The organism is Pseudidiomarina donghaiensis (genome assembly GCF_900116895.1).
Classification (GTDB): Bacteria; Pseudomonadota; Gammaproteobacteria; order Enterobacterales; family Alteromonadaceae; genus Pseudidiomarina; species Pseudidiomarina donghaiensis.
Genome location: NZ_FPCF01000003.1, coordinates 22157 through 48728, shown reverse-complemented (window position 1 = coordinate 48728; position 26572 = coordinate 22157). Strand labels below are relative to the sequence as shown.

The following is a 26572-nucleotide window of genomic DNA, read 5'->3' as shown; positions in this document are numbered from 1 at the left end:
GCCCTTTTTATCGACTATGCTGTAAAGGTCTTATTGAATGGTAGCGAAAGTAAACGCAATGCAATTTATTCCGGGGCAACGCTGGTTAAGTGAAACCGAAATGGAGCAAGGGTTGGGTATGGTTACTCAGCTTCAAGGCCGTATGGTTTCGGTGTTATTTCCGGTTACCGGAGAAATGCGCCAATACGCTATCAGCGAAGCACCATTAGCTCGCTATCAACTATTTGTTGACGAAGTGGGCCAACACGGCGATGGCTGGTCTTTTCGTGTAACTCAGGTAGACGATGACAGTGGTGTACTTACCTATCATGGTATTCGTGAAGATAATGAAGAGAAGGTACTTGTACCCGAGTCACAGTTAGCAGCGCAAGTCGCAACCAATCAACCGTTAACTCGTATTTTAGCCGGTAAACTTGACCGTCTCGATATGTATAACCTACGGTTACGCGCGCAGCGCCATTTACAAACGTGGCAAGGAAATCCAGCTGCAGGCCTCATGGGTGCGCGGGCAGAGCTACTACCCCATCAACTCTATATTGCCGCAACGGTTGCTGATCGTCATCAACCACGTGTGCTTTTGGCGGACGAAGTTGGTTTAGGGAAAACCATTGAAGCGGGCTTGATTATGCACCGTCGTCTACTTACAGGTCGCAGCGAACGCATTTTGGTTGTTGTGCCCGACAGCCTCGCGCATCAATGGCTGGTCGAACTGTTACGACGTTTTAATTTGCAATTTAGCTTGTTTGATATTGAACGCTGCGAACAAGCTGCAATTGATGGCGGTGCTGTGTTTGCCAGCGAACAGTTAGTATTGGTGCCGCAGTCACTGCTTTCACATCCAATGTGGTCCGGTGAGTTATTCGAAGTGGAATGGGATTTATTAGTCATTGATGAAGCCCATCAAGTTGCCCCTGAAGACAAGCGTTTTCAAGTGCTGAAACGGCTTACCGAGCATGTTTCAAGTTTACTGATGCTGACGGCAACACCAGAGCAGGCCGGCATTGCCGCACATTTTTCACGGCTACAATTACTGGACCCAGATCGTTTTAATAGTTTTGAGCGCTTTACCGAGGAGCAAGCCAACTACCGCGAACTGGCGCCACAAGCAGAAGCTTTAGCGCAAGCTAGAAAAACGGCTGAGCTTGATGAACTGCTCGATAACTACGGCACTGGCCGCGTTATGTTTCGAAATAGCCGAGCTCACATCGGTGGCTTTCCAACCCGCCACTTGTGCAATTATGAGTTGCCGGCCGGTGATTCCCTTGCAGTACGATTTAACTGGCTTGTCGAGCTGCTAAAACAACACAAAAATGACAAGCTTGTGCTTATTTGTCGCCATACCGAAACCGTACTTGCGTTACACGAAATGCTGCGTGTACAGCAAGGTGTTCATGCGGCTGTATTTCATGAAGGGCTAAGCCTCTTGGAACGTGACCGCGCGGCCGCCTATTTTGCGAGCCCCGAAGATGGCTGCCCAATTTTATTATGCTCAGAAATTGGTAGTGAAGGCCGCAATTTCCAGTTTTCGCAACACCTTATTTTATTTGATTTGCCGCATCACCCAGACTTGCTTGAACAGCGTATCGGGCGCCTCGACCGTATAGGTCAACAAGCCGATATTTTCATCCATGTACCGGTGGTTGAAAATACCGCAGAACAGGTTCTGTTTGCTTGGTACCAAGCGATGCAGGCATTTACGCAAACGAATGCCATTGGTGAAAGCATATTCCGGCAATTTGCCGAACGCGTACATGAGCTTATCGATGTCAACGAAATTGGCCAACTTGACGAGCTTGAATTAGCCCAGTTAGTTAGCGACACCGAAATAGCAGCGGCGGAGCTCAGAGATAGCGTGGAAGCCGGTCGCGATAGACTGCAAGAGCTGAATGCATTTCGCCCACATCAGATTGAAGCCTTGTTGGAACATATTCGACTCAATGAAAAAGCTGACGAGTTACAATCTTTCATGGAGTCATTCTGGGCAAGATTTGGCGTTGATTACGATCGACTTGATGAGTACAGCGGTTGGTTGAGGCCGTCCGATCAAATGCGTGTACCGGTTGCAGGTTTGGCTGACGAAGGTATTACTGTGACTTTCTCTCGTGAGCATGCTTTAACTCACGAAGACGTCGCCTACCTAACTTGGGATCATCCATTTGTTCAACAAGCGCTTGAACTTCTTAGTTTTGACACGTACGGCTGTACCGCTCTAGGTATTTTAAAAAACCGTGCGCTGCCTGCTGGTGCTTGGTTTATTGAATTAACGTTTAGTAGCTTAGTGATGGCCCCAAAACAGTTGGTGGCTAACGAATTTTATCCACGCCAAACCTTCCGGGTTTTGCTTGATAGCCAAGGTCGCGACTTAACCGATAAAGTAGCCGCAAACGCTCTCGATTCACAGTTGCAGTTTATTGACAAAAAACAGGGCAGACTACTGGTCAAGCAACTGCGGCGTGAGTGTCAGCAGGCTATCCAGCAAGCGTGGCATTCAGCTGAACAACAGCAGCAAGTGGTAACTAACCAAGCACTAGAAAAAATGCAACAACAACTTAATCAGCAGTTCGCGCGCCTTGAAAAATTGAAGCAGCGCAACCCAATGGTGCGGCAAACCGAACTTGATGCTATTGAATTACGTAAAGCTGAATTACAACAGGCGTTTAAATCTCCTCTATTGCAGTTAGATTCGGTGCGCTTAATTGTGAATATTCCAGCATGACACTATTAAGCTATGAACCACCGCTGCAGCCCTTTATTAGCATCATCTACGCAGACGCGGATATTGTCGTGATTAATAAGCAAAGCGGCTTGTTAAGCGTACCGGGAAAAGCCCCCGAACATAGAGATTCTGCGTGGTCTCGATTAGAGCGTGTGCTACCCGACTTACGGGTGGTGCACCGGCTAGATATGGCAACATCGGGGGTCATGGTTTTTGCCCGCCACAAGCAAGCTCAAGCGGCACTGCAAAGACAATTTGAGCAGCGTTTAGTGGGTAAACGTTATCGCGCCCATGTGTGGGGACAACCACCATCAACAAAGGGTGAGATTAACTTGGCGCTGCGTTGTGATTGGCCGAATCGTCCACGGCAAATGGTGGATTTAAACTTAGGGAAAGCAGCCCGAACCTTGTATGAGGTTACGGGACAGCACCAACATGGCGCCATAGTCGCTTTAACACCTTACACCGGTCGCTCACATCAGCTACGGGTTCACATGCAGGCTGTCGGATGCGCTATTTTGGGTGATAAATTTTATGCCCCGCCTGTTGCTTTCGCAGCGGCGCCGCGACTATTACTGCATGCCGAATATCTGGCATTTAACCAGCCAATCAACCAACAGCCACTATCATTTAGTTGCTCTGCTGACTTTTAATGAGTTCGTAGGCAGCCTGTATTTGCTGAGCTTTCACTTGGGCTGACTCTCGCATTTCCGGCGGAAGCCCTTGGGCCGCAAGCTTGTCTGGGTGGTGTTTATTCATCAATTTTCGGTATGCTTTTTTCACCTCAGAAAAGCTCGCCGAACGCGCTACACCCAATACAGCATATGCGTCATCAAGCTGGTTTCTGCTTGGCGGCGCTTGTCGTCCGCCCGATGACTGTCCGCCAGCAGAGTAGCCACCGCCAAAGCGCTGACTTGCTTGAGCCATCTGCAGCAGAATATCGAGTTGTGCTCGGCGAAATCCTAGCGCTTCTGTAACTCGCAGTAAAACCTCATACTCACTTTGCTCTACTTGGCCGTCATGCAGCGCAATGGTAAGTACTTGCTCAAGAAAAAACTGCAATAAATCACGGCGCCATGCAAGCTGGGAGCGTAATTTTTGTACCCTTTCGACCAGCGGAAAATTAGGCTCTTTGCCTTGCCGAAAACTCTCTTGTGCTTCAGCTCGTGCTGACTCACTTAAGCGCAAGTGGTCCATTAACCGAGTCACATAATTAATATCTTGTTCAGTAACTCGCCCTTTCGACTTTGCTAAATGCCCAAGCACCGCGAATAGCGTGCTAACAAATTGCTGTGGCTGATCAGCGCCTTGGTGCATGGCTCGGCTAAGTGCTCGATCAAACCAATGGCCAATCATCAGGCCCAATAAAAGACCGACAAAACGGGCGAATAGAAAGCCAAAAAAGCCACCGAGAATTTTCCCCCAGATCATGGGTGCTCCTGTAATTGTTGAAGGCGTTGTGGTGTACCAACATCTGTCCATGCAGCAGTAAATAATGACGCTGCAACTTGCCCCTGCGCAATGGCGTTATCAAGTATTGGTCTTAAACGCACAAATTGCTCTTGTCCCGGCTTATACATGGAGAATAATGTGGGCGAAAACAACCCCATACCAGTGTACGTATATGTTTTTTGCCCACTTTGGGCAGGTATAAGTTGACCATTGTTGAGGGAAAAGTCACCCGCTTGATTATGGCCTGGGTTTTCTGTCATCAGCAAATGTGCAAGCTTTCCAGGCGCAAGTTCCCGCGGTAACTCAGCAAAATCCAAGTTGGTAAATATATCGCCGTTGATAACCCAAAAAGGCTCCTCCCCCAACAAGGGTAAAGCTCGGATAATACCGCCAGCAGTTTCAAGCCCACCAGTAGGTTCACTTGAGTATTTTATTCGCAACCCGAATTGACTTCCGTCACCTAACGTAGCCTCAATTTGTTGGCCTAACCAAGCATGATTAATAACCACATCAGTGACGTCTTGCTGGGCTAATTTCTCAAGGTGATACACCAGTAAAGGCTTGCCATTGACCGGTAACAAAGGCTTTGGTGTCACATCCGTCAATGGACGCATGCGCTCACCTCGGCCAGCGGCTAAAATCATTGCACGCATTACATACGCCCCTGCAGCGCTGGTTGAATGCGCTCTACTAACCAAACTCGATAATCTTCGAACTCCGGGTAGCGCCCCGCAACATCATATAAATAACCAAGCGTGCGCGGAATATCTTGTAAATATCCTGCTTTCCCATCACGCAAATACAAACGAGAAAAAATACCTGCAGCTTTAGTGTGACGCTGCATTCCCATTAAGTCGAACCAGCGCATCCATTGCTCAGTTGTGATTTGTGTAGAAACCAAGTTTTGCTGTTTTAAAACGTTCAAAAAACCAATCGCCAACTCTTCAACTTGAGCTTCCGGCCAACGTACATAGCAGTCTTTCAATAAGCTCACCGCGTCATAAGTTATTGGCCCAACGACGGCATCTTGAAAATCTATGTATGCCAGTTGGCTATCAGCCAGCACCATAATATTACGTGCATGAAAATCACGATGAACGCCTACTTGTGGCTGCTCTAACGCATTCTGCACCAAGGTGTCACAAACCTGATTCCACAAGGCCTGTTCAGCTTCACTAATGTCGAGCTTTAAATACTTGGCAACTAACCACTCGTGAAACAAGTGCAACTCGCGGCGCAACAAAGCCTCGTCATACGCAGGAAGCGACCCCTGGCTGGTTGCTGTTACTTGCATTAGCTTCGGCAAGTCAGTCAAGGCCTGTTGATACCAATTCAACATGGTGTTTTCGGTTAGCTCGCTCAGCAACAAAGTAGAGCCAAGATCAGTTAACAACATAAAACCGTTTTTTTCGTCAGCGGCAATAATTTTCGGCACCTTAACGCCGGCTTCAGCATAAGCTTCAGCGACCGCCATAAAAGGCTGTAGCGATTCTTGTGGGGGCGGCGCATCAACCGCAATAAGACTGCGATGACCATCGCTAGTGCGGAAGTAACGGCGAAAGCTTGCGTCACCAGACACGCTTTGTAAGCGCTGTTGTCGATAACCTGTAATAGCTTCACACCAAGCTTGTAATTGCAGTTCTCGTTGTTCGTTCACGTTGCCCTCACGGCTTGCTCGTATTAACCTGTTTACCTTAACTTTTGGCATTATTGGTTTGCATACTGGTGAAAAAAGCCCAGTTTAGCAAATGGCGGCAGAATAGAAATTGCTTTATCATAGCCTGCACATTGTGAAGGATAACTTGGGTACCGTGTTTCATGCATAAAATTTTTTGGACATCAGTGTGTGTTTTTGCCGTTAGCGCTTGGCAGCACACGGCCTTAGCACAACAAAATGTGCAGCCAGATATGTCCGTATGCCCGATACCTGCGCCGTTGTTCAATGCACCTATTAACCCATTTCCCAATTTGCTCCCGGGCGCCATTGGCGTGCGAGCTAATCGTGCTGATATTGACTCAACCACTCAGGTGGCTTCATTTTTCGGCGCGGTTGAAGTGCAGCTTGATGAGCAACAATTAAGAACCGAACAAGCACAAATAAACCAATTAACAGGTAATATTAATGCCAGTGGTGAAACTCGATTCACCAATGGTTATGTACAAGTTGCTTCCGAAAATTTCCGCCTAAATTCTGGCGAGAATCAAGCTTTTTTGAGTGGTGCACGTTATCAGTTGGCTGTATCAGGCGCGCATGGCAAAGCCGATATGCTCTCCATTTCGCCACAGCAAGTGCGGCTGGAGGGCTCAACTTTCACCACCTGTCCGAGTGAGAACCCTGCATGGCAAATGAGTGCTGAAGAAATATCGTTAAGTGAAGATGAAGCTTGGGGCGAAGCATGGCATGCCAAATTCGAATTATTTGGTGTGCCCGTATTGTATATTCCGTATATTAATTTTCCCGTCACAGAAGAGCGCAAATCGGGGTTCTTATTTCCAACATTTCGGTCTTCGCAAAAAAACGGCTTTGAAGTCGAAATTCCCTATTACATAAATATTGCGCCAAACATGGATGCCACTATTACCCCTCGCTACATGGCTGAACGGGGCCTGCAAATGCAAGGTGAATACCGATTTTTAACCGAAACCACCCAAGCGCAATATAACCTTGCCTATTTGAATGATGATAAGAGCTCTGTTGCCGACAACTCTCGCTTTTTGTGGCGAATAGAACAGCGTCACTCATGGAGCGACAACTGGCGTGGCTACATTAACGGTACTTTTATTAGTGACGACGATTATTTAAATGATATCGGCAGTGAGTTTGCTGGCCGCGCTGATGCGCAGCTATACCGTCATGCCCAAATTGACTACTTGAGCAAAAACTGGAACGTAACACTAAGGACCGAAGATTTTGAAATTTTAGGAAACTACCGTTCGCCTTATCGCACAACGCCGCAAATTATTAGTCACTACTCAATGAGCCCGTTAGGAAACTGGGATTTTAAATTATTTTCTGAACTTTCCCATTTTAGTAACCAAGACGATAGCAGTGAACGCGCAACTCGCTTGCATATGCAACCACAAATAGCCTACCACCTAGAGCGTCCGGGTTATGATTGGCTGGCCGAATTGAGCTATGCCTACACTTATTACAACCAAGATGCATCAACCGAGCGTAATCTTGAAGAAAACCCTACCCGCGGCTTACCAAGTTTCCGGTGGCGGGCTCGTGTTAATTTAGAGCGTCTTGTTGAATTGAACGATACTATTTACACCCACACGTTGCAGCCGCAAATTCAGTATCTCTATACCCCCTATCGGGACCAATCTGGTATTGGCATTTACGACTCCACGTTAATGCAAGATGACTATCAAGGTTTATTTAGAGCACGACGTTTTTCCGGTTTAGACCGCATCGCTGACACCAATCAAGTAACCGTTGGTGCATCTACCAGCCTCTTTGATAGGCAGGCGCGAGAGTTAGCACGGTTTAGCTTTGGTCAAATTTATTATTTTGAAAATAGTCGTACGCAATTGTTTGAAGGGGTAAACACCGCCACAGAGGACCGCTCTGACTTAGCACTCGAAACGCGTTTTCGTCTTAGCAACAACATGTATTTTAATAGCTCAATACAATACAACTTAGAACAAAATACAACACGCAAAAGCCAAACAACGCTCGAGTATCGCAAAGATGAATTTAACCTCATTCAGTTTAGTCATCGCACAGCCAGTAATTTACTTGAAAACAACGTGGAACAAGTTGGTATGTTGGGTGTCGTAGAAATCAGTCCGCGTTGGCAGCTCGCGTCCAATTGGTACTATGACTTAGCAAACAGTCGTACCAACGACGCGCTGATTGCGTTACAGTACAGCGATTGTTGTTGGGCCATGCGTATCAGTGGCTATCGACGCATTAACCGAAATCTTGAGTTCAATACTGGGCTACCGCAAGCTGGTGCGCCTGAATTTGATAATGGTGTCAGTGTTCAATTTATAATAAAAGGCTTGGGAAGCGACAACAATGGCTTGCTCGATTTATTAGAGCAAAGTTTATTTGGTTATCGCCACCCGTTCCATTTAAGCAACTAGGTAGTATTCATGGGTAATATCGTAAAGTTTTTTGTCGCCATTTCGGCACTTCTTTTAAGCTCTGTCGTTATGGGGCAGCAAGTACTCGACCGCGTTGCGGTTATCGTCAATGAAGGCGTTGTACTTGAGAGTGAAGTTGACCAATTGCTCAGACAGGTTAAGGCCAATGCGGCGCGCTCCGGTGCTGAACTGCCTGCGGATAAGGTACTGCGCATTCAAGCGATGGACCGTCTTATTCTTACAGAGCTGCAAAAGCAAATGGCCGAGCGCATGGGCATAAGCATTTCCGATGCGCAGCTTGAGCAAACGTTAATACGCATCGCAAACGAGCAGAACATGACTGTTGATGAATTGCGCGCCAGCATTAACGCAAGCGGCAATAATTGGAGTAGTTACCGAGAATCAATTCGCAACGAAATAATTACCGGTGAGGTGCAACGCGCAGCTGTTCGGCGCCGAGTGTACATCGCACCGCAAGAAGTAACAAACCTTGTTGAAGCTATGAATCAAGCTACCGAGCAAGAGGTTGAATATCGACTTGGCCACATACTTATGGGCTTCCGTGATAATGCAACAGCTGACGAAGTGCAAGAAACCCGTGAACGTGCTGAGCAACTTTTAGCTAAACTTCGCGATGGTGCTGACTTTGAAAAAGCGGCAATTACCTCGTCATCGGGGTCACGCGCTCTTGATGGTGGCGATTTAGGGTGGATGAATATTAACTCGATGCCAACACTATTTGCTGATGCGGTGCGTGGTAAGAGCCAAGGCGAACTTATTGGCCCACTGCGTAGTGGCGTTGGTTTTCATATCCTAAAGGTCAGTGAAATACGCGGTATTGAGCAAGTTGAAATTAGCGAAGTAAAAGCCCGGCATATTCTCATGGCACCTTCGGTAATCTTGTCAGAGCGCCGAGCCAAAGAAAAACTTGAGGAAATTCGAGCGCGTATTATTGCTGGCGAGATTGATTTTGCCGATGCAGCTCGTGAACATTCAGCGGATACTGGTTCTGCAGCCAATGGCGGCGAACTAGGTTGGGCCGAACCATCCATTTATGCACCTGAATTTAGAAGCACCATAGAACAGGCTGAAATTGGTGAAATTAGTCAGCCATTTAAAACACAGTTCGGTTGGCACATTGCTCAGGTGCTCGATCGTCGTGTTCAAGATGCCACAAAACGTAGCCAAGAAAATCGCGCATATCAGTTACTATTCAATCGAAAGTATCAAGAAGAGCTTGAAAATTGGCAACAAGAAATACGTGATGAAGCTTACATTGAAACAATCATCAATTAGCTGAGTTATGTTGATGAGTATAGCGCGCATAGCATTTACCCCAGGTGAGCCAGCCGGTATTGGCCCTGACCTAGCTGTGCGCCTTGCTCAACTTGATTGGCCAATCGAACTTGTCGTTATCGCGAACAGTGAGCTATTACAACAGCGCGCTAAGATGCTCTCGCTTCCGTTAAAGATTATTCCGTATCATTCCGAACGGCCTCCACAGGCCCAACAGGCTGGCACATTAACCGTTTGTGAACTTCCGCTTGGTGCAGCCGTCATTCCGCAGCAGCTAAATACTGATAACGCAAATTATGTCTTGCAAACATTACAGCGAGCAGCGCAAGGTTGTTTAACCAAAGAGTTCGCAGGTGTCGTCACAGGCCCTGTACACAAAGGCGTCATTAATGAAGCTGGCCACCAGTTTAGCGGTCATACCGAATTTTTTGCAGAAATAAGTCACACCGAGCAAGTTGTTATGATGCTCGCAACGGAAGGTTTGCGAGTTGCGTTAGTAACAACTCACTTACCTTTAGTTGAAGTGCCGGAAGCAATTACTCAAGCGAAAGTAACCCGTGTTGTAGAAATTGTCGCGCACGATCTAGAGCAAAAATGGGGCATTCAACAACCTCGTATTTTGGTGTGTGGTTTAAACCCTCATGCTGGAGAGCAAGGGCATCTTGGCCGCGAAGAATTAGACCATATTAGTCCAGCAATTGAAGCCTTGCAGCAAGCAGGCCTTCATGTCAGTGGCCCTTATCCAGCTGACACGGTGTTTCAGCCACACTATCTAGAACATGCCGACACGGTAGTCGCGATGTATCACGACCAAGGGTTACCTGTGTTAAAATACAAAGGTTTTGGTAACGCAATTAATATTACGCTGGGCTTACCATTTATACGCACTTCGGTTGATCATGGTACGGCCTTAGACAAAGCAGCAACAAATAATGTAGATGACCGCAGTGCTATACTCGCGTTACGTACTGCAATCGACATGGTAACTAAATGACAAAAACACACTTAGGGCACCGCGCACGAAAACGTTTTGGACAGAACTTTCTTCATGATGAATTTGTCATTAACGATATTGTCGACGCAATTAATCCGCAACCAGGGCAAAACCTCATTGAAATAGGCCCGGGCCTTGCCGCCCTAACCGAGCCCGTTGCCGACCGTGCAGAACGATTAACCGTTGTCGAACTTGATCGTGATTTAGCCGATCGCCTAGAGCAGCATCCGTTCTTAAGTAGTAAGCTAACGGTATTTCGCGGCGATGCATTAAAAACAGATTTTCGGCAGTTTGCCAAAGAACAACCAATACGGGTTTTCGGTAACCTTCCGTACAACATTTCAACACCGCTTATTTTTCACCTGCTCGAGCATCTAGACGTTATTGAAGATATGCACTTTATGCTGCAAAAAGAAGTGGTCGAACGCTTGGCCGCTGAACCAAATAGCAAGGCCTATGGCCGTATCAGCGTGGGAATTCAGCAGGCGTGCCAAGTTGAGCCGGTACTTATGGTACCGCCGGGTGCCTTTACTCCACCACCGAAAGTAGACTCTGCAGTGGTGCGGCTTGTGCCTTACAAAGAATCACCCTACCCTGTCAAAAGTCGTGAGGCTCTGCACAAAGTATGTTTGATTGCGTTTAATCAGCGCCGCAAGACAATTCGTAATAATCTTAAGCAGCTTATGTCTGACGAACAAATTGAAGCCTTGGGTATTGACCCAAATGCACGCCCAGAAACTCTTTCAGTAGCCGACTATTGTCGGCTCGCTGATTGGTATAGCGAACAGCAAGGTGAACATGCATAGCATTGAAATTGAGGTTAAAACACACTTCATTGCATCACACTCAGATGCGTCATCTGGTGAATATACATTTGCCTATACGATTACCATAACTAATCGTTCAGAAACGCCAGTACAACTCCTCAAGCGCGCTTGGAAAATTACTGACGCTGACCATAAAATAACGCGTGTGGCAGGCGACGGCGTGGTCGGTGAGCAACCTCATATAGCGCCTGGGGAAAGCTACAGTTATACCAGTGGCACTGTATTGGCGACGCCAATTGGCACCATGGAAGGCTTCTACACCATGGTTGATAGCAATGGCACCGCTTTTGACGTTGAAATTCCGTCGTTCCGCTTAGCTATTCCTAATATTATTCACTAACTAACTGAAGGGTGAATAATGGCACATTATATAGTTGGTGACATTCAAGGTTGCGCACTAGAGCTAAAACAGCTTCTGGCAAAAGTGAACTTCAAACCTCAATTCGACCAACTTTGGTGTGTCGGAGACCTAGTTGGACGCGGCCCTGACTCCTTAGCAACTATACAATTTCTTCAACGCCTAGGCGACGCTGTCAAAATTGTACTGGGTAACCATGATCTCAATCTATTATCGGTGTTACTTAACGTACGCGAAGCCGATCCGCGTGACAAATTAGATGCCATAATTGCTCTTCCCGATCTTGAAAAACAGCAGCTAATTACATGGTTAGTGCAACAACCTTTGATGCGACAAATTGATGACCAAGTCGTGATAAGTCATGCAGGTGTTTATCCATGGTGGACAGTTGCACAAGCCCAAACTTATGCCAATGAGGTGTCCCAAGCTTTGCAACAAGCATGGCAACAAAACACCCTCGGTGAGTTCTTACAAAGCATGTACGGTAACGAGCCGAACATATGGTCAAATGACCTCTGTGGACCTGAACGAATACGCTTTATCATCAATGCATTCACACGCATGCGGTTTTGCGACCAGGAGGGACATTTAAATTTTTCTGCTAAAACGTCACCAGCAGAGCAAACAGCCGACGCTGATTTAGTTCCGTGGTTTGAACTATGGGATATAGACCGAGCTACATTAGTCTTTGGGCATTGGGCCGCGCTAATGGGGAAAACTCATCGAGAAGACGTTATTGGTTTAGATACAGGCTGTGTATGGGGCAACCGTCTAACACTGCTGCATTGGCCGAGCGGCAAGCGCAGCAGTGTCGCTGCTAAAGTTTAATTTACGGTAATTTTTGCAAACTTTCGCTTACCGACTTGGAAGACAGCAGTGGTTCCCGCAGCAATACTTAACTTAGTATCGCTAACCTTTTCACCGTCAATTTTCACAGCACTCTGCTTTATCATGCGCATGGCTTCAGAGGTTGAAGCAACCAAACTCGCCTCGCGCAACAAATTACCTATGGCAATTTCACCGCCCTCGCTGCTCAGAGTTAATTCTGGCATATCATCCGGAATGGCATTCTTGCTAAAGCGCTGAATAAAATCCTGCTCTGCAGCATCTGCTGCAGCTTCATCGTGAAACCGTGCAATAATTTCTTTGGCTAACAAAACTTTGTAATCACGCGGGTTCGCACCATCGGCAATGGCCTGTTTGAAGCTATTAATTTCGTCAAGCGGCCGGAAGCTTAACAGTTCGTAGTAACGCCACATTAAGTCATCAGAAATAGACATGACTTTACCAAACATTTCGTTGGCCGGTTCTGTAATGCCGATGTAATTGCCTAGTGACTTGGACATTTTTTGAACGCCATCAAGACCTTCTAGCAAAGGAACCATGATCACGGTTTGAGGCTTTTGCCCCTCGTCTTTTTGTAGCTCGCGCCCCATCAATAGATTAAAGCGTTGATCAGTACCACCAAGTTCAACGTCCGCCTGCAATGCAACCGAGTCCCACCCCTGCACTAACGGATATAGAAATTCATGAATCGCAATTGGCTGACCAGTACCATAACGTTTTTTGAAATCGTCACGTTCGAGCATGCGTGCAACTGTTTGGCGTGCGGCCAACTTAATCATGCCAGCGGCACCAAGCTCGTTCATCCACTCTGAATTAAAGCGAATTTTGGTTTTTGCTGGGTCAAGAATTTTGAACACTTGCTCTTTATAAGTCTGTGCGTTGGCCAATACATCTTCACGAGAAAGCGGTTTGCGCGTTACGTTTTTGCCGGTTGGGTCACCGATCATGCCGGTAAAATCGCCAATCAAAAATATAATCTCATGGCCTAAGTCTTGAAACACTCGCATTTTATTGATCAACACGGTATGTCCAAGGTGTAAATCGGGTGCTGTCGGATCAAAACCAGCTTTTATCACGAGCGGCTTGCCACTCGCTAATTTTTCTTTAAGCTCTTGCGCTAAAAGAATTTCTTCGGTACCACGCGCTATTTCGGCGAACGCATCCGCAGCTGATAATGTCATATGCAACAGTCTCCTAAATTCGATCAATTTGGCCACAAGCCTTGCATTGTATGCTATTTCTTGAAGGCTTTTAAGTTCATTTAAAGGTAAATTGACTGGAAAATCGCCACACTTCGTATTATTCTGCATTTAGATCCAACGATACGCGAATAATAATATTGCGCTAACTTATCGGAAGGTTATGAAGTCGATTCCAAAATATATGACACGTTTCGTTGCGGCATTGCCGCGTCGACATCAAGTGCTGCTCAGCTCAGTTTGTGCGGCAACATTACTCGTTGTGCTGCTGCCATCAGAGCCAGCCACAGCATCTAAGCACGTTAGCGAGCCGCAACTCGGCAACGCTGAACTTATTCTTGGCCAGCGTTATCAGCTGGACATTAGTGTCAAAAATGATACCAGCGAACAAGGCGTTCAACAGCAGCCAAGCATTCGTTGGAGTGGTTATGAGGTTCGCTCAGGCGACTCACTCGCCCGTATCTTTGACCAAATGGGCTTAACGCCTCAGCAGCTGTACCGTGTGACACAAGACCAACAAGCTGACAAATACCTGCGTAAAATTCACCCCGGCGATACCCTTCGTTTTGCGCGCGATGAAAACGATGAGCTTATTCAACTGGCGTTTCAACTTGACCCTACGCAAACGCTGATTATCAGTAAAACTGACAACGGTTATGTCAGCGAAATTGAAGCCAAAGCGGTTGAAGTGCGCACCGAGACCGCGCATGCTCGCATTCAGTCTAGTTTTTGGAATGCAGGCATTGATGCGGGGCTTACCGAAGGCCAAATCATGAGCATTGCAGATATTTTCGGTTGGGATATCGACTTTGCACTCGATCTGCGCGAAGGCGACGAATTTAGCGTCATGTTCGAAAAGAAATATGCCGATGGTGAATTTGTTGGCTTTGGCCGTGTATTAGCAGCTGAGTTTGTCAACCGGGGCGAGCACTATCAAGCGTTTTTACATGACAACGGTGAATTCTATAACGCCGAAGGCCGAGCAATGCGTAAGTCATTCCTGCGCTCACCAGTGAAGTTCACCTACATCAGCTCTAGCTTCAACCCTCGCCGTTTGCACCCAGTAACCGGCCAAGTACGCCCGCATAACGGTATTGATTATGCAGCGAGTGTTGGTACACCGGTCATGTCATCGGGTGCCGGCCGCGTTATTGCGAGCGCCTATAACAACCTCAATGGCCATTACGTTTTTGTCCAACATGGCGAACGTTATGTGACCAAGTATCTGCACTTGAGTAAGCGCCTCGTGAAAAAAGGCCAACGTATTAAACAAGGCGAGCTAATTGGTCGTGTCGGTGCCACTGGCCGTGTAACAGGGGCCCACTTACATTATGAATTTTTGGTGGATGGCGTCCATCGCAATCCGCGCACAGTGAAGTTTCCCCAAGCGGAATCACTAGCGAAAAATGAACTTCCCATGTTCAAAGAAGCCGCTCAACAGCGTCTTGCCGTATTGAATGACAGTAAACGGTTCTATTTGGCGATGCGTTAATGGCGCAGCGTGACTTGTACCTCGGGCTTATGTCTGGCACCAGCATGGATGGGCTAGACATTGCCTTGGTTGAGTTTACTGACGACATGCCAGAGTTGGTTAGCCACCAACAGTTTGAACTTCCTGACCCCCTGCAAGAAAAGCTACACAACTTGTGCGAAGAGCAACCCAATGAGCTTCATCGCTGGGGCGAATTAGACCGTGAGTTCGCCATATTCTGTGCCGATTGTGTACTCGCCTTTCTTAACCGTCGCAATTTGTCTGCCACGGCGATCACCGCCATTGGTAGTCATGGTCAAACCGTGCGCCATCAGCCTGATGGGGACTTCGCTTACACACTGCAATTAGGTGACCCCAATACTTTGGCTGCACTTACCGGCATTGCTGTGGTTGCCGATTTTCGCCGCAAAGACATTGCCCTAGGCGGGCAAGGAGCGCCGCTAGTACCCGCGTTTCACCACGCGGTATTCAGTAGTTTAAAAGAGTCTCGGGTTATTCTAAACCTAGGCGGCATTGCCAACATCACCTGGCTACCGGGAACCCCAACAGGCGTTACCGGCTTTGATACGGGCCCCGCAAACACACTCATGGACCGTTGGTTTAAAGCCTGCCACCCCGATCATGCTGACGACTTTGATCGCCATGGAGCCTTTGCTGCTCACGGTGAAGTGAAGCATGAAGTGCTTGAGCTGCTACTTGAGGATCCATACTTTAGCCGACCGCCACCGAAAAGCACTGGCCGTGACGTGTTTAATCTTGATTGGTTGCAAGAGCGGATAGGTGATCTTGATAACTACAGTCGTGCAGATATTCAAGCAACCTTGGTTGCTTTCACCGCGCGTACCGTCGCCGATGCAATTCAACAATGGCTACCAGAGCAGCCTGATACCATTTTTGTCTGCGGCGGCGGCGCTTATAACCCTATTTTGATGAGTGCCCTCAAAGCCGCGTTACCAAGCACTCAGTGGCATGCCACATCGGTACTTGGTGTCGCCCCGCAGCATGTTGAGGCTATGGCGTTTGCCTGGCTGGCGTATAGTTATATACATCGCAAACCAGGCAACTTGCCGGCGGTGACCGGCGCCAGCCGGCCGACCATCTTAGGTGGGCTATTCCTACCCTAATGACAGCTTCGTTTAAGCTAAAGAAGCGAATGCGTCGCGGGTGAGGTTTTCGTTGTGGCCATTTTCACCAACCACAATACTGTCTTCAATACGAATGCCACCATATGGGCGTAATTGCGCAATACGGTCCCAATTAAAGTCAGCATTGCCTTGATGCGCCTCAAGCAGTTGATCAACCACATATAAGCCAGGCTCAATGGTAAAGGCTTGTCCAATTTCAACATCACGCAACAGACGCAAGAACGGATGACGAGGATCGCGCGCGATGGTGTCGCCACGGTCATTTGCCAAGAAGCCACCCACATCATGAACTTGCAGACCAATAAAATGGCCTAAACCGTGCGGGAAAAAGGCACTGGTGTAGCCTTGCTCATAAATACTTTCTGCGGTGCCGTTAACAAAGCCGTAATCCGCCAAAATTTTGGCAATTTTTAAGTGTTGGCTGACGTGCAGCTCGTAATAATTTATGCCTGGCTTAATTTCGGCAAGCAATGCCTGCTGCGCTTCATCCATCGACTCGATAAGCTCAGCAAAAAAGCCAGATTCACGCGCATAGGTACGGGTGATATCAGCACAATAGCCGCGATAAAGCGCGCCAGCATCAATCAAAAACGAGCGCGACTGCGCGGGCGCTTGCGTTTCATACACATCATAATGCAGCACGGCACCATGTTCGTTGAGCGCCACAATGCTGTTATACGGAACTTGGCTTTCACGGAAGTTAATTGCCGCCAAGTACGCATGGTGAATTTCCAACTCACTAGCGCCTGCCACAAAGGCATCTCGCGCCGCCAAATGCGCTTTCGCAGCTAAGCGATTCGCGTGGCGCATATTGTCCACTTCCCACGCCGTTTTAATGGCACGGTGAAAATGCAAATGGTCGATTAAATTGGCAGGGTTACGTGCTTTTACAGGCCAACTTGCAACAGGTTCAGCAAAATCTTCACCAATAAACGCAGCTGACTTAATTTTATCGCCTAGCCATGCGGTCATTTTGTCTTGCTCGTCAATAACCACCAGCTCGACATATTGCTGCCACTCTTCTTCAGGCACTTTTACTTCTGCATGCCAAAAATCACGAGGCTGAAATAAAAAGACAACCGGCTTTTCGCCCGGTTGATAAAAAATAGCGCTTTTCGGGCTTTCAATAACAGGAACCCAGTATTTGAATAACGGGTTTACTTTATAAGGTGCGGGATTATCATCAAGAAAGGCCACGCGTGGCTGGCCTGCGTAAATTAGAACTGATTCGTAGCCGGTAGCGGCAAGTGCTGCGTCGAAACGAGCACGCACCGTGGCGATATGATCTGCGTATGCGCTCATAAAAACCTCGCTTAGAAAATGTGAAGCTATTCTAGCGGAAAGCGAGGTTTAACTCACGTTTAGATCGAGAAGCTTGACCCACAACCACAGGTGGTCGTCGCATTTGGGTTATCAACAAAGAAACGCGCGCCCTGCAGGCCTTCTTCGTAATTTACTGTGCCGCCCATTAAGTACTGTAAACTCATGGGGTCAACCACCAGCGTGACACCGTTTTTTTCAATTTCCATATCGCCTGGGTTGGCTTTTTCGTCAAACGTAAAGCCATATTGAAAACCAGAGCAGCCACCACCGGTGACGTACACGCGCAGTTTCAACGCCGGATTTTCTTCTTCGGCAATCAATTTTTTCACTTTGTTGGCTGCGGCTTCAGTAAACTGAATAGGCATTGCTGCTGCGTCGGTCATAATATTTGAATACCTCTTGAAAATTCATCCGCTATTTTCGCTTACCTGACTAAAAGGGTCAAGTATTGCCGTCTTCGTTCGCTACTTCTCTTGGTTGTAATAATTGACTCCAAAAGAAACTGCGCGACAGTGATTGGCGAGAACCGCTGATATTCACTTCGACATCAAGTCGCTCTGGCAAAAAGTCATCCGGCAAGACAAAGTCTCCCGCTTGCACGGTAAAGTAACGCATACTAAATTGCCGATCTTTGGCTTCTACATTGGCTAAGTCGAGTAGGTCAAAGCTTGCCGGCTTATCATTCTTACGGCCATGCAAGGTGACGCTTAATGTGCCTTTGGTTAAATTGCGTACGCGCTCCATTTGCACAATGGCCAAACGAAAGTGATAGTGATTCGGCGTGATATTCTTCTGCAACTCAAGCGAGTCAATCACCACTCCACTAGCTTCCATTTCTGGTGCCATAATTTTCTGATAGAAGGTTATTTCGCGTCGTAGGGCAAAGTTTTCGTCTTGTGCAATAAGCAGTTCTTGCTGCAAGTTTTTGCTAGCGGCTCGCTCAATGCCCAGTTCAACCATGGCAATGTGTTGCTGGTAATCGAAGGTTTCGGCGCGCTGATATAATTGATCAATGTTTTGCTGTTGCTGGGCTAACTCGTCTTGTAGTTTGAGTACATGCCAGTGGCCACCGTAATAACCACCTAGCACGCCAATAATTAACGTGAGTAACAGCAAGCCCCAGCCACCAAAACGGTGTACCAATAAGCCGATTATGATATTTTGTTTCTGCGTCATGGGTTCACTTCTTAACCTGAATTAGCGACATGCTACGCAGACGGGGCGCGGCGCGCAACAATAAATCAAAAAAGGCAGCAATATGATTCTGTGGTTGAAGGCTTTGCATATTATATTCATGGTGGCTTGGTTTGCCGGTATCTTTTATTTGCCGCGCTTATTTGTTTATCACGCCCAAGTAAGCGATGACAACACCAGCGAGCAACTGAAGATCATGGAGCGTCGGTTACTGTATTTTGTCACCCCCTTTGCGGTGCTTACGCTGGCATTTGGCTTAGCTCTTATGTGGATTTATGGCGCGGCCTGGCTTAAAGCGAGCGTTTGGCTGCATGTGAAGTTGGTTTTGGTAACTTTGCTCTATGTGTATCACGGCTATTGCTTCAAGCTGCTTGCTGACTTTAAACACAACCGCAATACGCGCAGCCATAAGTTTTATCGGGTGTTCAACGAAGTGCCTGTATTAGCGTTGTTTGCGATCATTATTTTAGCTGTGGTTAAACCGTTTTAATCGCCCCGGCATTCTTTTCACGGTGAAATTCTGATAGAGTATCGGTCCAGTGTTTCCCATCACTGTAGGGCCTTTTCTGATGAATTTTACCGGTTCCAACATTCTCTCGGTCGACCAGTTCGATATCGACAGTATTCAAACAATATTTGCTATTGCCGACCGCATGCAACCCTATGCACGTCGGCAGAAGCGTACAAAAGTTCTCGACGGTGCCATTTTAGGCAACTTATTCTTTGAACCTTCAACCCGTACGCGAGTAAGCTTTGGCACTGCGTTTAATTTACTCGGCGGCGAAGTTCGCGAAACCACCGGAATGGAAAGCTCTGCGCTAGCCAAGGGCGAATCGTTGTACGACACCGCGCGCGTGCTGAGTAGCTACAGTGATGTGATTGCCATGCGCCACCCGAAATCGGGGGCCGTGGCCGAGTTTGCGGAAGGTAGCCGAGTACCAGTTATTAACGGCGGGGATGGTGCCAATGAGCATCCAACCCAAGCCTTGCTTGACTTATACACCATTAAAAAAGAACTGGCTTATCATGGCCATGGCGTAGACGGCATGCATATTTGCATGATGGGCGACTTAAAATTTGGCCGCACCGTACACTCGCTGTCACGCTTGTTAGCCATGTACAAAGACATCCGCTTTACGCTGATCTCACCACGTGAACTTGCCATGCCAGACAGCGTGCTTGATGTTTTAGCAAAGGCAGGGCACCGCGTCACCATTACCGATCAGGTAAGTGGCAGTTCTGACGCCGATATTGTGTATCAAACCCGTATTCAACAAGAGCGCTTTACCACGCCTCAAGAAGCCGACTTGTACCGTGGAAAGTTTCGCTTAAATAGTGAAATTTATACCAAGCACTACAAACCTAATACCGTCATTATGCATCCGTTGCCGCGCGATTCACGTGCTGAAGCCAACGAACTTGATAATGATTTGAACCAAAACCCGAACTTGGCCATATTCCGTCAAGCCGATAACGGCGTTTTAATACGGATGGCATTATTTGCCCTTACTTTGGGTGTGGCCGAGCAAGTTGAAAAATATGAATGCGACGTGAATTGGTACAGCAGCAAGCCTTCTGGCTACTAAGCCCAGTGACCTTTTCAACACATTGCATAGAACTATAGAGGATTACCATGTCACGTTCTGACGAGTTATTTGCCCAAGCACAACACAGTATTCCAGGTGGAGTTAACTCACCTGTACGCGCTTTTAACGGCGTGGGTGGCTCACCCATATTTATTGAAAGCGCTGACGGCGCCTACATGTTTGACGCCGATGGGCAGCGCTACATCGACTATGTCGGCTCATGGGGGCCAATGATTCTTGGCCATAATAATTCAGTGATTCGCGAAGCCACACATCAAGCTGTTGATCGTGGTTTAAGCTTTGGCACGCCAACCGCCAATGAAATTACCATGGCGGAGAAAATCAAATCGCTGGTGCCTTCAATTGAAAAAGTACGGATGGTGAATTCAGGTACCGAAGCCACCATGACGGCCATTCGTTTGGCGCGTGGTTACACCGGCCGCGATAAAATTTTGAAGTTTGAAGGCTGCTATCACGGTCATGCAGACGCGTTGCTCGTCAAAGCAGGTTCTGGCGCTTTAACTTTGGGCGTACCAAACTCGCCTGGTATTCCAGAAGACTTCGCCAAGCACACCCTAACGGTGACCTTTAATGACCTCGATTCGGTACGCCAAGTATTTGCTGAGTGTGGCAACGAAATCGCAACCATCATTGTTGAACCTGTTGCAGGTAACATGAACTGTATACCTCCAGCACCAGGCTTCTTAGAAGGCCTACGCGATATCTGTGACGAATACGGAAGTGTGCTCATTTTTGATGAGGTCATGACAGGCTTCCGCGTCGCTCGTGGTGGTGCCCAAGAACGTTTCAACGTCACCCCTGACCTGACCACTTTGGGTAAAGTTATTGGCGGCGGTATGCCGGTAGGCGCCTTTGGCGGCAAACGTGAAATTATGGACTATATCGCTCCGGTTGGCCCTGTTTATCAGGCGGGTACGTTGTCGGGCAACCCAGTTGCCATGGCCGCTGGTTTAGCTGCGTTAACTCAGCTAGAAGACGAAAACTTGTACCCAAGTTTATATGCCAAAGTCGATCGTTTGGTTGATGGCCTGCAAGCGTTGGCCGACGAAGCTGGTATTCCGTTCACCACCAACCGTGCCGGTTCTATGTTTGGCTTTTTCTTTACCGGCGACGGCCCGGTGACCAGCTATCAACAGGCCACACAGTGCAACATGGAGCATTTCCGTAGCTTCTACCACAGCATGCTTAAACAAGGTGTTTATTTAGCACCTTCAGCATTTGAAGCTGGTTTTATGTCGGCAGCACACACCGACGCGGATATCGATGCTACCCTCGCAGCCGCGAAAGTGGCCTTTGCAGCGCTAAAATAAGCGCTGCCACCAAGACTTTTCTTCAATATCGCCCGAGCAACCAAGGTTCTCGGGCAGCTTTTTCTCGCGCGCAGGCAATAAACGACTATTTCGGCAATCAACCGGAATGCGCACGCCTTTGTTTGGATGAAAACCTGCGGCCTCAATGCCAACCGGTTCGTGAAGCTGCAGCGGCGCAATGGGTGTACGTTGCAAAACTTGTTCGACAATACGTAAAGCACCGCTGCTACCGGTTAGCTGTACCGGTTGATTATCGTCGCGCCCAAGCCAAACAGTGAATACGTGCTGGTGGTCATAGGCCACAAACCAACTGTCACGGTAATCATTGGTGGTACCGCTTTTACCGGCCAATTTGTTAATGCCAAAACGGTCAGCTAAGCGCGAGCCGGTACCTTCATTGATCACACCGCGCAAACCGTAGTTGACTAAATAGGCCGCACTTTTTGAAAACACCTCAACGTCAGTTTTAAATTCACGTTGGTACAAGGTTAAACCTTGATGATTGGTCACCGCGCGAATACTGCGCAACGGACGATAGGTACCTTGTTGCGCCAGCATGCTATATATTTCTGCAATATTAACCGGTGATAATGCTACAGCGCCAAGCGTCACTGCCGGCACTTCCGGAATCGGCGTATCAACGCCACTTTGTTGCAGTACAGCCGCCAACCGGTCAATGCCAACGTGCAAGCCTAAGCGCACAGCCGGCACGTTACGTGATTGCGCCAACGCATCATAGGCAAGCATGGGCCCCTTGTATTTTTTATCAAAATTCTGTGGTTGCCACGCAACCTGGCCCGGTTGCTCTAGCGTTAAAGGTTCATCAACAACTAATGAGCCCAATTCATACTCGTTGTTTGCTTCGAAGGCTTCCGCGTAGATTAGCGGTTTGATTAGTGAACCTACTGGGCGCATAGCCGCCACAGCTCGATTGAAGCCAACCTGACGTGGGTTCCGGTCACCCACCACGGCAGTAACACCAGCTTGTTGGTGGTTCGCCACCACCACCGCACCTTGCAACTCGGCGTCTTGACTAATCTTCGGCAATTCACCGGTTAGGGCGCTTTCCGCCGCACGTTGCATAGCAGGGTCGAAATAAGTGAACACTCTTAAGCCGTCTTGCTGCCAATTTTCAGGCAAACGCATTTGCCCAAGCTCAAACTTAACCAGCTCCATAAAATGAGGCATGTTGTCGCTTACCAAGCGACCGCTCGTGCTGCCCATAACAGGGGCTTCCACGGCTGCCACATACTGTTTTTGACTAATCAGGTTCTGCGCTAACATCAACTGCAAAATTAAGTCGCGGCGCTGTTGCGCTCGCTCTGGGTAACGACGCGGGTCATAATAAGAAGGGCCTTTCACAATGCCCACCAACAATGCAATTTCCGCCGGCTCTAACTCTTCAACTTGTTTGCCAAAGTACAGCCGACTAGCAAGGCCAACACCATGAATGGCGGAACCGCGGTCTTGGCCAAAATAGACTTCGTTCAAATAGGTTTCTAAAATTTCATTTTTACTAAACCGGTAGTCGATAACCAAAGCCATTAGCGCTTCATTCGCTTTGCGCCACAATGATCGATCACGAGTAAGGTACAAGTTTTTAATAAGCTGCTGGGTTAAGGTGCTTCCCCCCTGTACCGTACGCATGGCTGATAAGTTAGCAAGCGCTGCACGCGCAATAGCCGTTACTGATACACCTGCATGATGATAAAAATCACGGTCTTCAACCAGTATCAGCGTTTCAATCAGCAAACTGGGAACGCGCTCTAAACCAATAAGTAGGCGGTCTTCTTGGCTACCGCCCGATAAACGGCCCAAATAAGGTGGTTCAAGTTGAATACGGTTGAGTGCCCTGCCATCGGGCAAGCTTTGTACCGACTGCACTTGGTCGCCGGCAAAATTTACTTGCACCCGCTGCGCCATTTGTGGGCCGGTTGCAAAGTCAAAAGGTCGGCGATAAAACTCGACTCCAAATTGGGTGACTCGGTATTGCCCTGTGTCATCCACCCGTTGCACGGCGGCGTAATTTAGCTGTTTTAGTTCATGAATCAGGGTGGCCCTGGTGAGCGACGCTTGCGGCTCAACGACTAAACTGCGGCCATAAATAAGTGCCGGCGCTTGATAGCGATTACTGCTGAAGCGATCGGTTAAGGTTGCATCCAGATAAATGACATAACCAACAAGAACAATCAGCCCAATGAGTGCTAGTTTTAGGCTCAAAACAATAGCGCGACGCCACCAACTTGGCTTTTGTTGCTTAGCCGACTGCTTTTTACTCATGCTAAATGTCTCTTTGTTTTATGAGTTGCCTGCGCTTGGCGCGGGTCATCTGGCCAAGGGTGCTTTGGATAGCGACCTCTCATTTCCTTTTTGACGTGCTCATACGCGTTATCCCAGAAACTAGCTAAATCTCCGGTGCGTTGCAATAATCGCCCGGCCGGAGAAAGTAAATCTATGGTAAGAATAACCTTGCCATGACAAATCGTTGGCGATACCGGCTCACCAAACATCTCTTGCAGCTTAATCGCTATCGTCGGTTGCTGAGCACAATAGTCAATCGCCACACTGCGACCGCTAGGCGCCACCACGTGGGTTGGACATGCTTGGGCTAAGCTTTGTTGCTGCGCATAACTTAGTCGCCCTTGCAGCGCCTCAACGACATTCCATTGCTGTAAGTCACGTAAATTATCTATATGCAACCAATAGGGTTCGGCCCATTCACTAAGAGTGTCTGCTAGCTCATCGGTAGCAAGGCTTGGCCAACCTTCGGGACGCACACAGTCCAAATACAATTGGTAACGCGCTAGCCACTGCTTTGCTTGCTCGTTTAACTTAAACCACGCTAGTCCGGCAGCACTCATTTGCTCCGTCACATACTGACTTAACGCTTGCAAGCGCTGTGCTGCTGAAATGGCATTGCTAAGGGGCGCCTCTCGCAGTCGAATGGCACCAAGCGCTGTCACATTCACGGCCTGCAGCCGTTGTTGTGGCCCCTGCCAACGCACTTCGGTGCGTTGTTCAATGTTTAACGCTGGATGCTCAAGGTCAGCCTCACTTAACGGCAGTGCTGCGCCGATAATGGCATCCGCTTGCGTTTCACTAAGCATTAGGTCGACAGCTAACAACCAAGGCCACCGCGGCCGCGTGTCTGCGCGATGAATAGTAGCGCCGCCGCCATAGCTTAATAAATAGCGGTCACTCTGCCCACGGCGCTGCGCCACGCGATCAGGAAATGCCCATAGCAACAAACTTGCAGCTAGTTCTGGTTGAATCGTCGCGGTAGTAACACTTAACTGCCGACACCAAAACTGAAAACGCTGTTTGGCCGCAGGCGACAAGTGCGCCAAAGGCTGTGGAAAATGTTCACTCGCAGCGCCCTGTTCAATTTGCGCCATAAGCCAAGCCGCCGTCGCTTTTGTCGCGGTTGACTCATGCGCGACAGCATTGAGCATACGCGCTAGCCGTGGCTCTGTGGGGTACTGGCTAATGTCACGCCCTTGGCTAGTCAATGCGCCACTTGGCTGACAAATCGTGAGCTCGGTCAGCAAAGTATGAGCGGCGCGCAAATGGGCCGACTGCGGAGGCGTTAAAAACATCATTTGCTGGGGCTCCGCGCCCCATTTGCGGCACTCAAGCAAAAAGCTCGTTAAATCCGCTGTTTCTAACTCCGGAACTTGATAGTCGCGCAGCCCATGGTCGTCATTTTGTGACCACACTCGCAGACAAGCCCCCGGCCCTAGTCGGCCAGCTCGCCCCGCCCGTTGCGTTGCCGAAGCTTTGGTAATGCGTCGGGTGACCAATCTAGTAATACCATGTTGCGGATAAAATTGCGCTTGGCGTTCACGCCCACTATCAACCACCACGTCAATGTGAGGAATAGTGACACTGGTTTCGGCAATGTTGGTTGCGAACACTAAGCGCTTCTTTGAATCTGCCTTGGCGGTAAATAATGCGCGCTGTTCAGCTTGCGGAACGTTGCGATGCAAAGCGCTTACTTGCCAGTCTTCGAGGTGATTAAACTGCGCCATGAGCGCGTTAATTTCGCGTTGCCCCGGCACAAATACCAACACGCCTTGCTGAGCTTTTTGCATGGCCTGACGAATAACCCCAGGCATAGCTTGTAACCAAGTCTGTGCCGCACTCGGTGGATGGTAACTCACCTCGACAGGGTGCTGCCGCCCACTACTGGTTAACACTTTGCAATGGCCAAGCCAGTTTGCAATTTGCTGAGCGGGCAGGGTTGCCGACATAATCAGCAAGCCTAAATCACTGCGCAAACTTATCGCATCAAGAGCCATCGCCAGCCCTAAGTCACTAGCTAGGTTACGTTCGTGAAATTCATCAAAAATAACTAACCCTACATCGGCAAGCTCAGGGTCGCGCTGAATATATTGCGTGAACATGCCTTCGGTTAAAATAAGAAGCTTGGTATTTGCATGAAACTTTGCTGCACCACGAATGTGGTAACCAACATCATCGCCAACCTGCTGGCCTAACTGTTCAGCAAGGTAATGCGCAATTGAAATGGCGGCCAAACGTCGCGGTTGTAAAAGCAAAATACGGCGCTGGCCATAAATGTTTGCCTGCAGCAGCGCCAGTGGGAGTGCGGTTGACTTGCCAGCGCCAGGCGGCGCTTCGAGTACAACAGGTGCTTGCGGCAACCAAGCAATAACGTCATCAATTAACGCCGTTACCGGCAGCACCTGTTCTGTGGTCATGTT

Annotated in this window: 22 protein-coding genes; 13 read left to right on the top strand and 9 right to left on the bottom strand. The window is 48.3% G+C overall.

All coding sequences use genetic code 11. The features are described from left to right. The first annotated feature begins 37 nt into the window (after positions 1–37). Complete coding sequence (locus BM334_RS07320) at positions 38–2716, top strand: SNF2-related protein (RefSeq protein ID WP_241970946.1); 2679 nt, start codon at positions 38–40, stop codon at positions 2714–2716. After that, positions 2713–3369, top strand: a complete 657-nt coding sequence (locus tag BM334_RS07315; RefSeq protein ID WP_092840179.1) for a pseudouridine synthase — start codon at positions 2713–2715, stop codon at positions 3367–3369. The genes BM334_RS07320 and BM334_RS07315 overlap by 4 nt, the downstream gene beginning before the upstream one ends. On the opposite strand, the gene djlA is transcribed toward BM334_RS07315, so the two are convergent. From djlA to BM334_RS07300, 3 genes are read right to left on the bottom strand one after another with little or no spacing between them, the layout of a single operon-like run. Further along, on the bottom strand, positions 3347–4147 hold the full coding sequence (gene djlA / locus BM334_RS07310) for a co-chaperone DjlA (RefSeq protein WP_092840176.1): 801 nt from the start codon (positions 4145–4147) through the stop codon (positions 3347–3349). The two genes, BM334_RS07315 and djlA, sit on opposite strands and share 23 nt — an antisense overlap. Then, positions 4144–4821, bottom strand: coding sequence for an N-acetylmuramate alpha-1-phosphate uridylyltransferase MurU (murU, locus tag BM334_RS07305; protein WP_092840173.1), 678 nt, complete (start codon positions 4819–4821; stop codon positions 4144–4146). Before murU ends, djlA begins: the two co-directional genes overlap by 4 nt. After that, positions 4821–5876 (bottom strand): aminoglycoside phosphotransferase family protein, encoded by a 1056-nt coding sequence (locus BM334_RS07300; RefSeq protein ID WP_241970945.1) that lies wholly within the window; start codon positions 5874–5876, stop codon positions 4821–4823. Before BM334_RS07300 ends, murU begins: the two co-directional genes overlap by 1 nt. Before the next feature lie 110 nt (positions 5877–5986). Here BM334_RS07300 and BM334_RS07295 point away from each other — a divergent pair, with 110 nt between their 5' ends. Genes BM334_RS07295 through BM334_RS07270 form a run of 6 tightly spaced genes read left to right on the top strand, consistent with a single transcriptional unit; the run spans position 5987 to position 12563 of the window. After that, the gene (locus BM334_RS07295; protein ID WP_092840170.1) at positions 5987–8260 is read left to right on the top strand and encodes an LPS-assembly protein LptD; all 2274 of its coding nucleotides are present in this window, start codon (positions 5987–5989) and stop codon (positions 8258–8260) included. A 9-nt stretch (positions 8261–8269) separates the two neighbouring features. Further along, on the top strand, positions 8270–9556 hold the full coding sequence (gene surA / locus BM334_RS07290; protein ID WP_092840167.1) for a peptidylprolyl isomerase SurA: 1287 nt from the start codon (positions 8270–8272) through the stop codon (positions 9554–9556). Between the two features lie 13 nt (positions 9557–9569). Then, the gene (gene pdxA, locus BM334_RS07285) at positions 9570–10550 is read left to right on the top strand and encodes a 4-hydroxythreonine-4-phosphate dehydrogenase PdxA (protein WP_092840611.1); all 981 of its coding nucleotides are present in this window, start codon (positions 9570–9572) and stop codon (positions 10548–10550) included. Beyond that, on the top strand, positions 10547–11356 hold the full coding sequence (gene rsmA / locus BM334_RS07280) for a 16S rRNA (adenine(1518)-N(6)/adenine(1519)-N(6))-dimethyltransferase RsmA (RefSeq protein ID WP_092840164.1): 810 nt from the start codon (positions 10547–10549) through the stop codon (positions 11354–11356). The genes pdxA and rsmA overlap by 4 nt, the downstream gene beginning before the upstream one ends. Beyond that, positions 11349–11717 (top strand): Co2+/Mg2+ efflux facilitator ApaG/CorD, encoded by a 369-nt coding sequence (apaG, locus tag BM334_RS07275; protein WP_177215053.1) that lies wholly within the window; start codon positions 11349–11351, stop codon positions 11715–11717. Before rsmA ends, apaG begins: the two co-directional genes overlap by 8 nt. An 18-nt stretch (positions 11718–11735) precedes the next feature. Beyond that, positions 11736–12563, top strand: a complete 828-nt coding sequence (locus BM334_RS07270; RefSeq protein ID WP_092840158.1) for a symmetrical bis(5'-nucleosyl)-tetraphosphatase — start codon at positions 11736–11738, stop codon at positions 12561–12563. Here BM334_RS07270 and tyrS read toward each other — a convergent pair. Continuing rightward, positions 12560–13762 (bottom strand): tyrosine--tRNA ligase, encoded by a 1203-nt coding sequence (gene tyrS, locus BM334_RS07265; RefSeq protein ID WP_092840155.1) that lies wholly within the window; start codon positions 13760–13762, stop codon positions 12560–12562. The genes BM334_RS07270 and tyrS overlap by 4 nt on opposite strands. A 202-nt stretch (positions 13763–13964) precedes the next feature. Between tyrS and BM334_RS07260 the strand changes: the two genes are divergently transcribed. After that, the gene (locus BM334_RS07260; RefSeq protein WP_420849455.1) at positions 13965–15272 is read left to right on the top strand and encodes a peptidoglycan DD-metalloendopeptidase family protein; all 1308 of its coding nucleotides are present in this window, start codon (positions 13965–13967) and stop codon (positions 15270–15272) included. Continuing rightward, a complete protein-coding gene (locus tag BM334_RS07255) occupies positions 15272–16396 on the top strand; it encodes an anhydro-N-acetylmuramic acid kinase (protein ID WP_092840147.1) in 1125 nt (374 codons plus the stop codon). Before BM334_RS07260 ends, BM334_RS07255 begins: the two co-directional genes overlap by 1 nt. Positions 16397–16408: 12 nt before the next feature. Here the strand turns inward: BM334_RS07255 and pepQ are convergent, their stop codons facing one another. The 3 genes from pepQ to BM334_RS07240 are packed head-to-tail and all read right to left on the bottom strand — an operon-like array spanning position 16409 to position 18916. Further along, entirely contained in the window at positions 16409–17719 is a 1311-nt protein-coding gene (gene pepQ, locus BM334_RS07250) for a Xaa-Pro dipeptidase (protein ID WP_092840145.1), read from the bottom strand. A gap of 59 nt (positions 17720–17778) precedes the next feature. Next, positions 17779–18123, bottom strand: a complete 345-nt coding sequence (gene erpA / locus BM334_RS07245; RefSeq protein ID WP_055439657.1) for an iron-sulfur cluster insertion protein ErpA — start codon at positions 18121–18123, stop codon at positions 17779–17781. A gap of 58 nt (positions 18124–18181) precedes the next feature. Then, positions 18182–18916, bottom strand: coding sequence for a DUF6776 family protein (locus BM334_RS07240; RefSeq protein WP_092840142.1), 735 nt, complete (start codon positions 18914–18916; stop codon positions 18182–18184). A gap of 82 nt (positions 18917–18998) precedes the next feature. Between BM334_RS07240 and hemJ the strand changes: the two genes are divergently transcribed. From hemJ to hemL, 3 genes are all read left to right on the top strand, one after another. Then, positions 18999–19424: a protoporphyrinogen oxidase HemJ gene (gene hemJ, locus BM334_RS07235; RefSeq protein ID WP_092840139.1), complete on the top strand. Its 426-nt coding sequence runs from the start codon at positions 18999–19001 to the stop codon at positions 19422–19424. Positions 19425–19503: 79 nt separating this feature from the next. Then, positions 19504–20520, top strand: a complete 1017-nt coding sequence (locus tag BM334_RS07230; RefSeq protein WP_092840136.1) for an aspartate carbamoyltransferase — start codon at positions 19504–19506, stop codon at positions 20518–20520. Between the two features lie 47 nt (positions 20521–20567). Further along, positions 20568–21851, top strand: a complete 1284-nt coding sequence (gene hemL, locus BM334_RS07225) for a glutamate-1-semialdehyde 2,1-aminomutase (RefSeq protein WP_092840133.1) — start codon at positions 20568–20570, stop codon at positions 21849–21851. Here the strand turns inward: hemL and mrcB are convergent. Further along, on the bottom strand, positions 21843–24131 hold the full coding sequence (gene mrcB, locus BM334_RS07220; protein WP_092840130.1) for a penicillin-binding protein 1B: 2289 nt from the start codon (positions 24129–24131) through the stop codon (positions 21843–21845). The two genes, hemL and mrcB, sit on opposite strands and share 9 nt — an antisense overlap. Continuing rightward, a complete protein-coding gene (gene hrpB / locus BM334_RS07215; RefSeq protein ID WP_092840127.1) occupies positions 24128–26569 on the bottom strand; it encodes an ATP-dependent helicase HrpB in 2442 nt (813 codons plus the stop codon). The genes mrcB and hrpB overlap by 4 nt, the downstream gene beginning before the upstream one ends. Positions 26570–26572 lie beyond the last annotated feature (3 nt).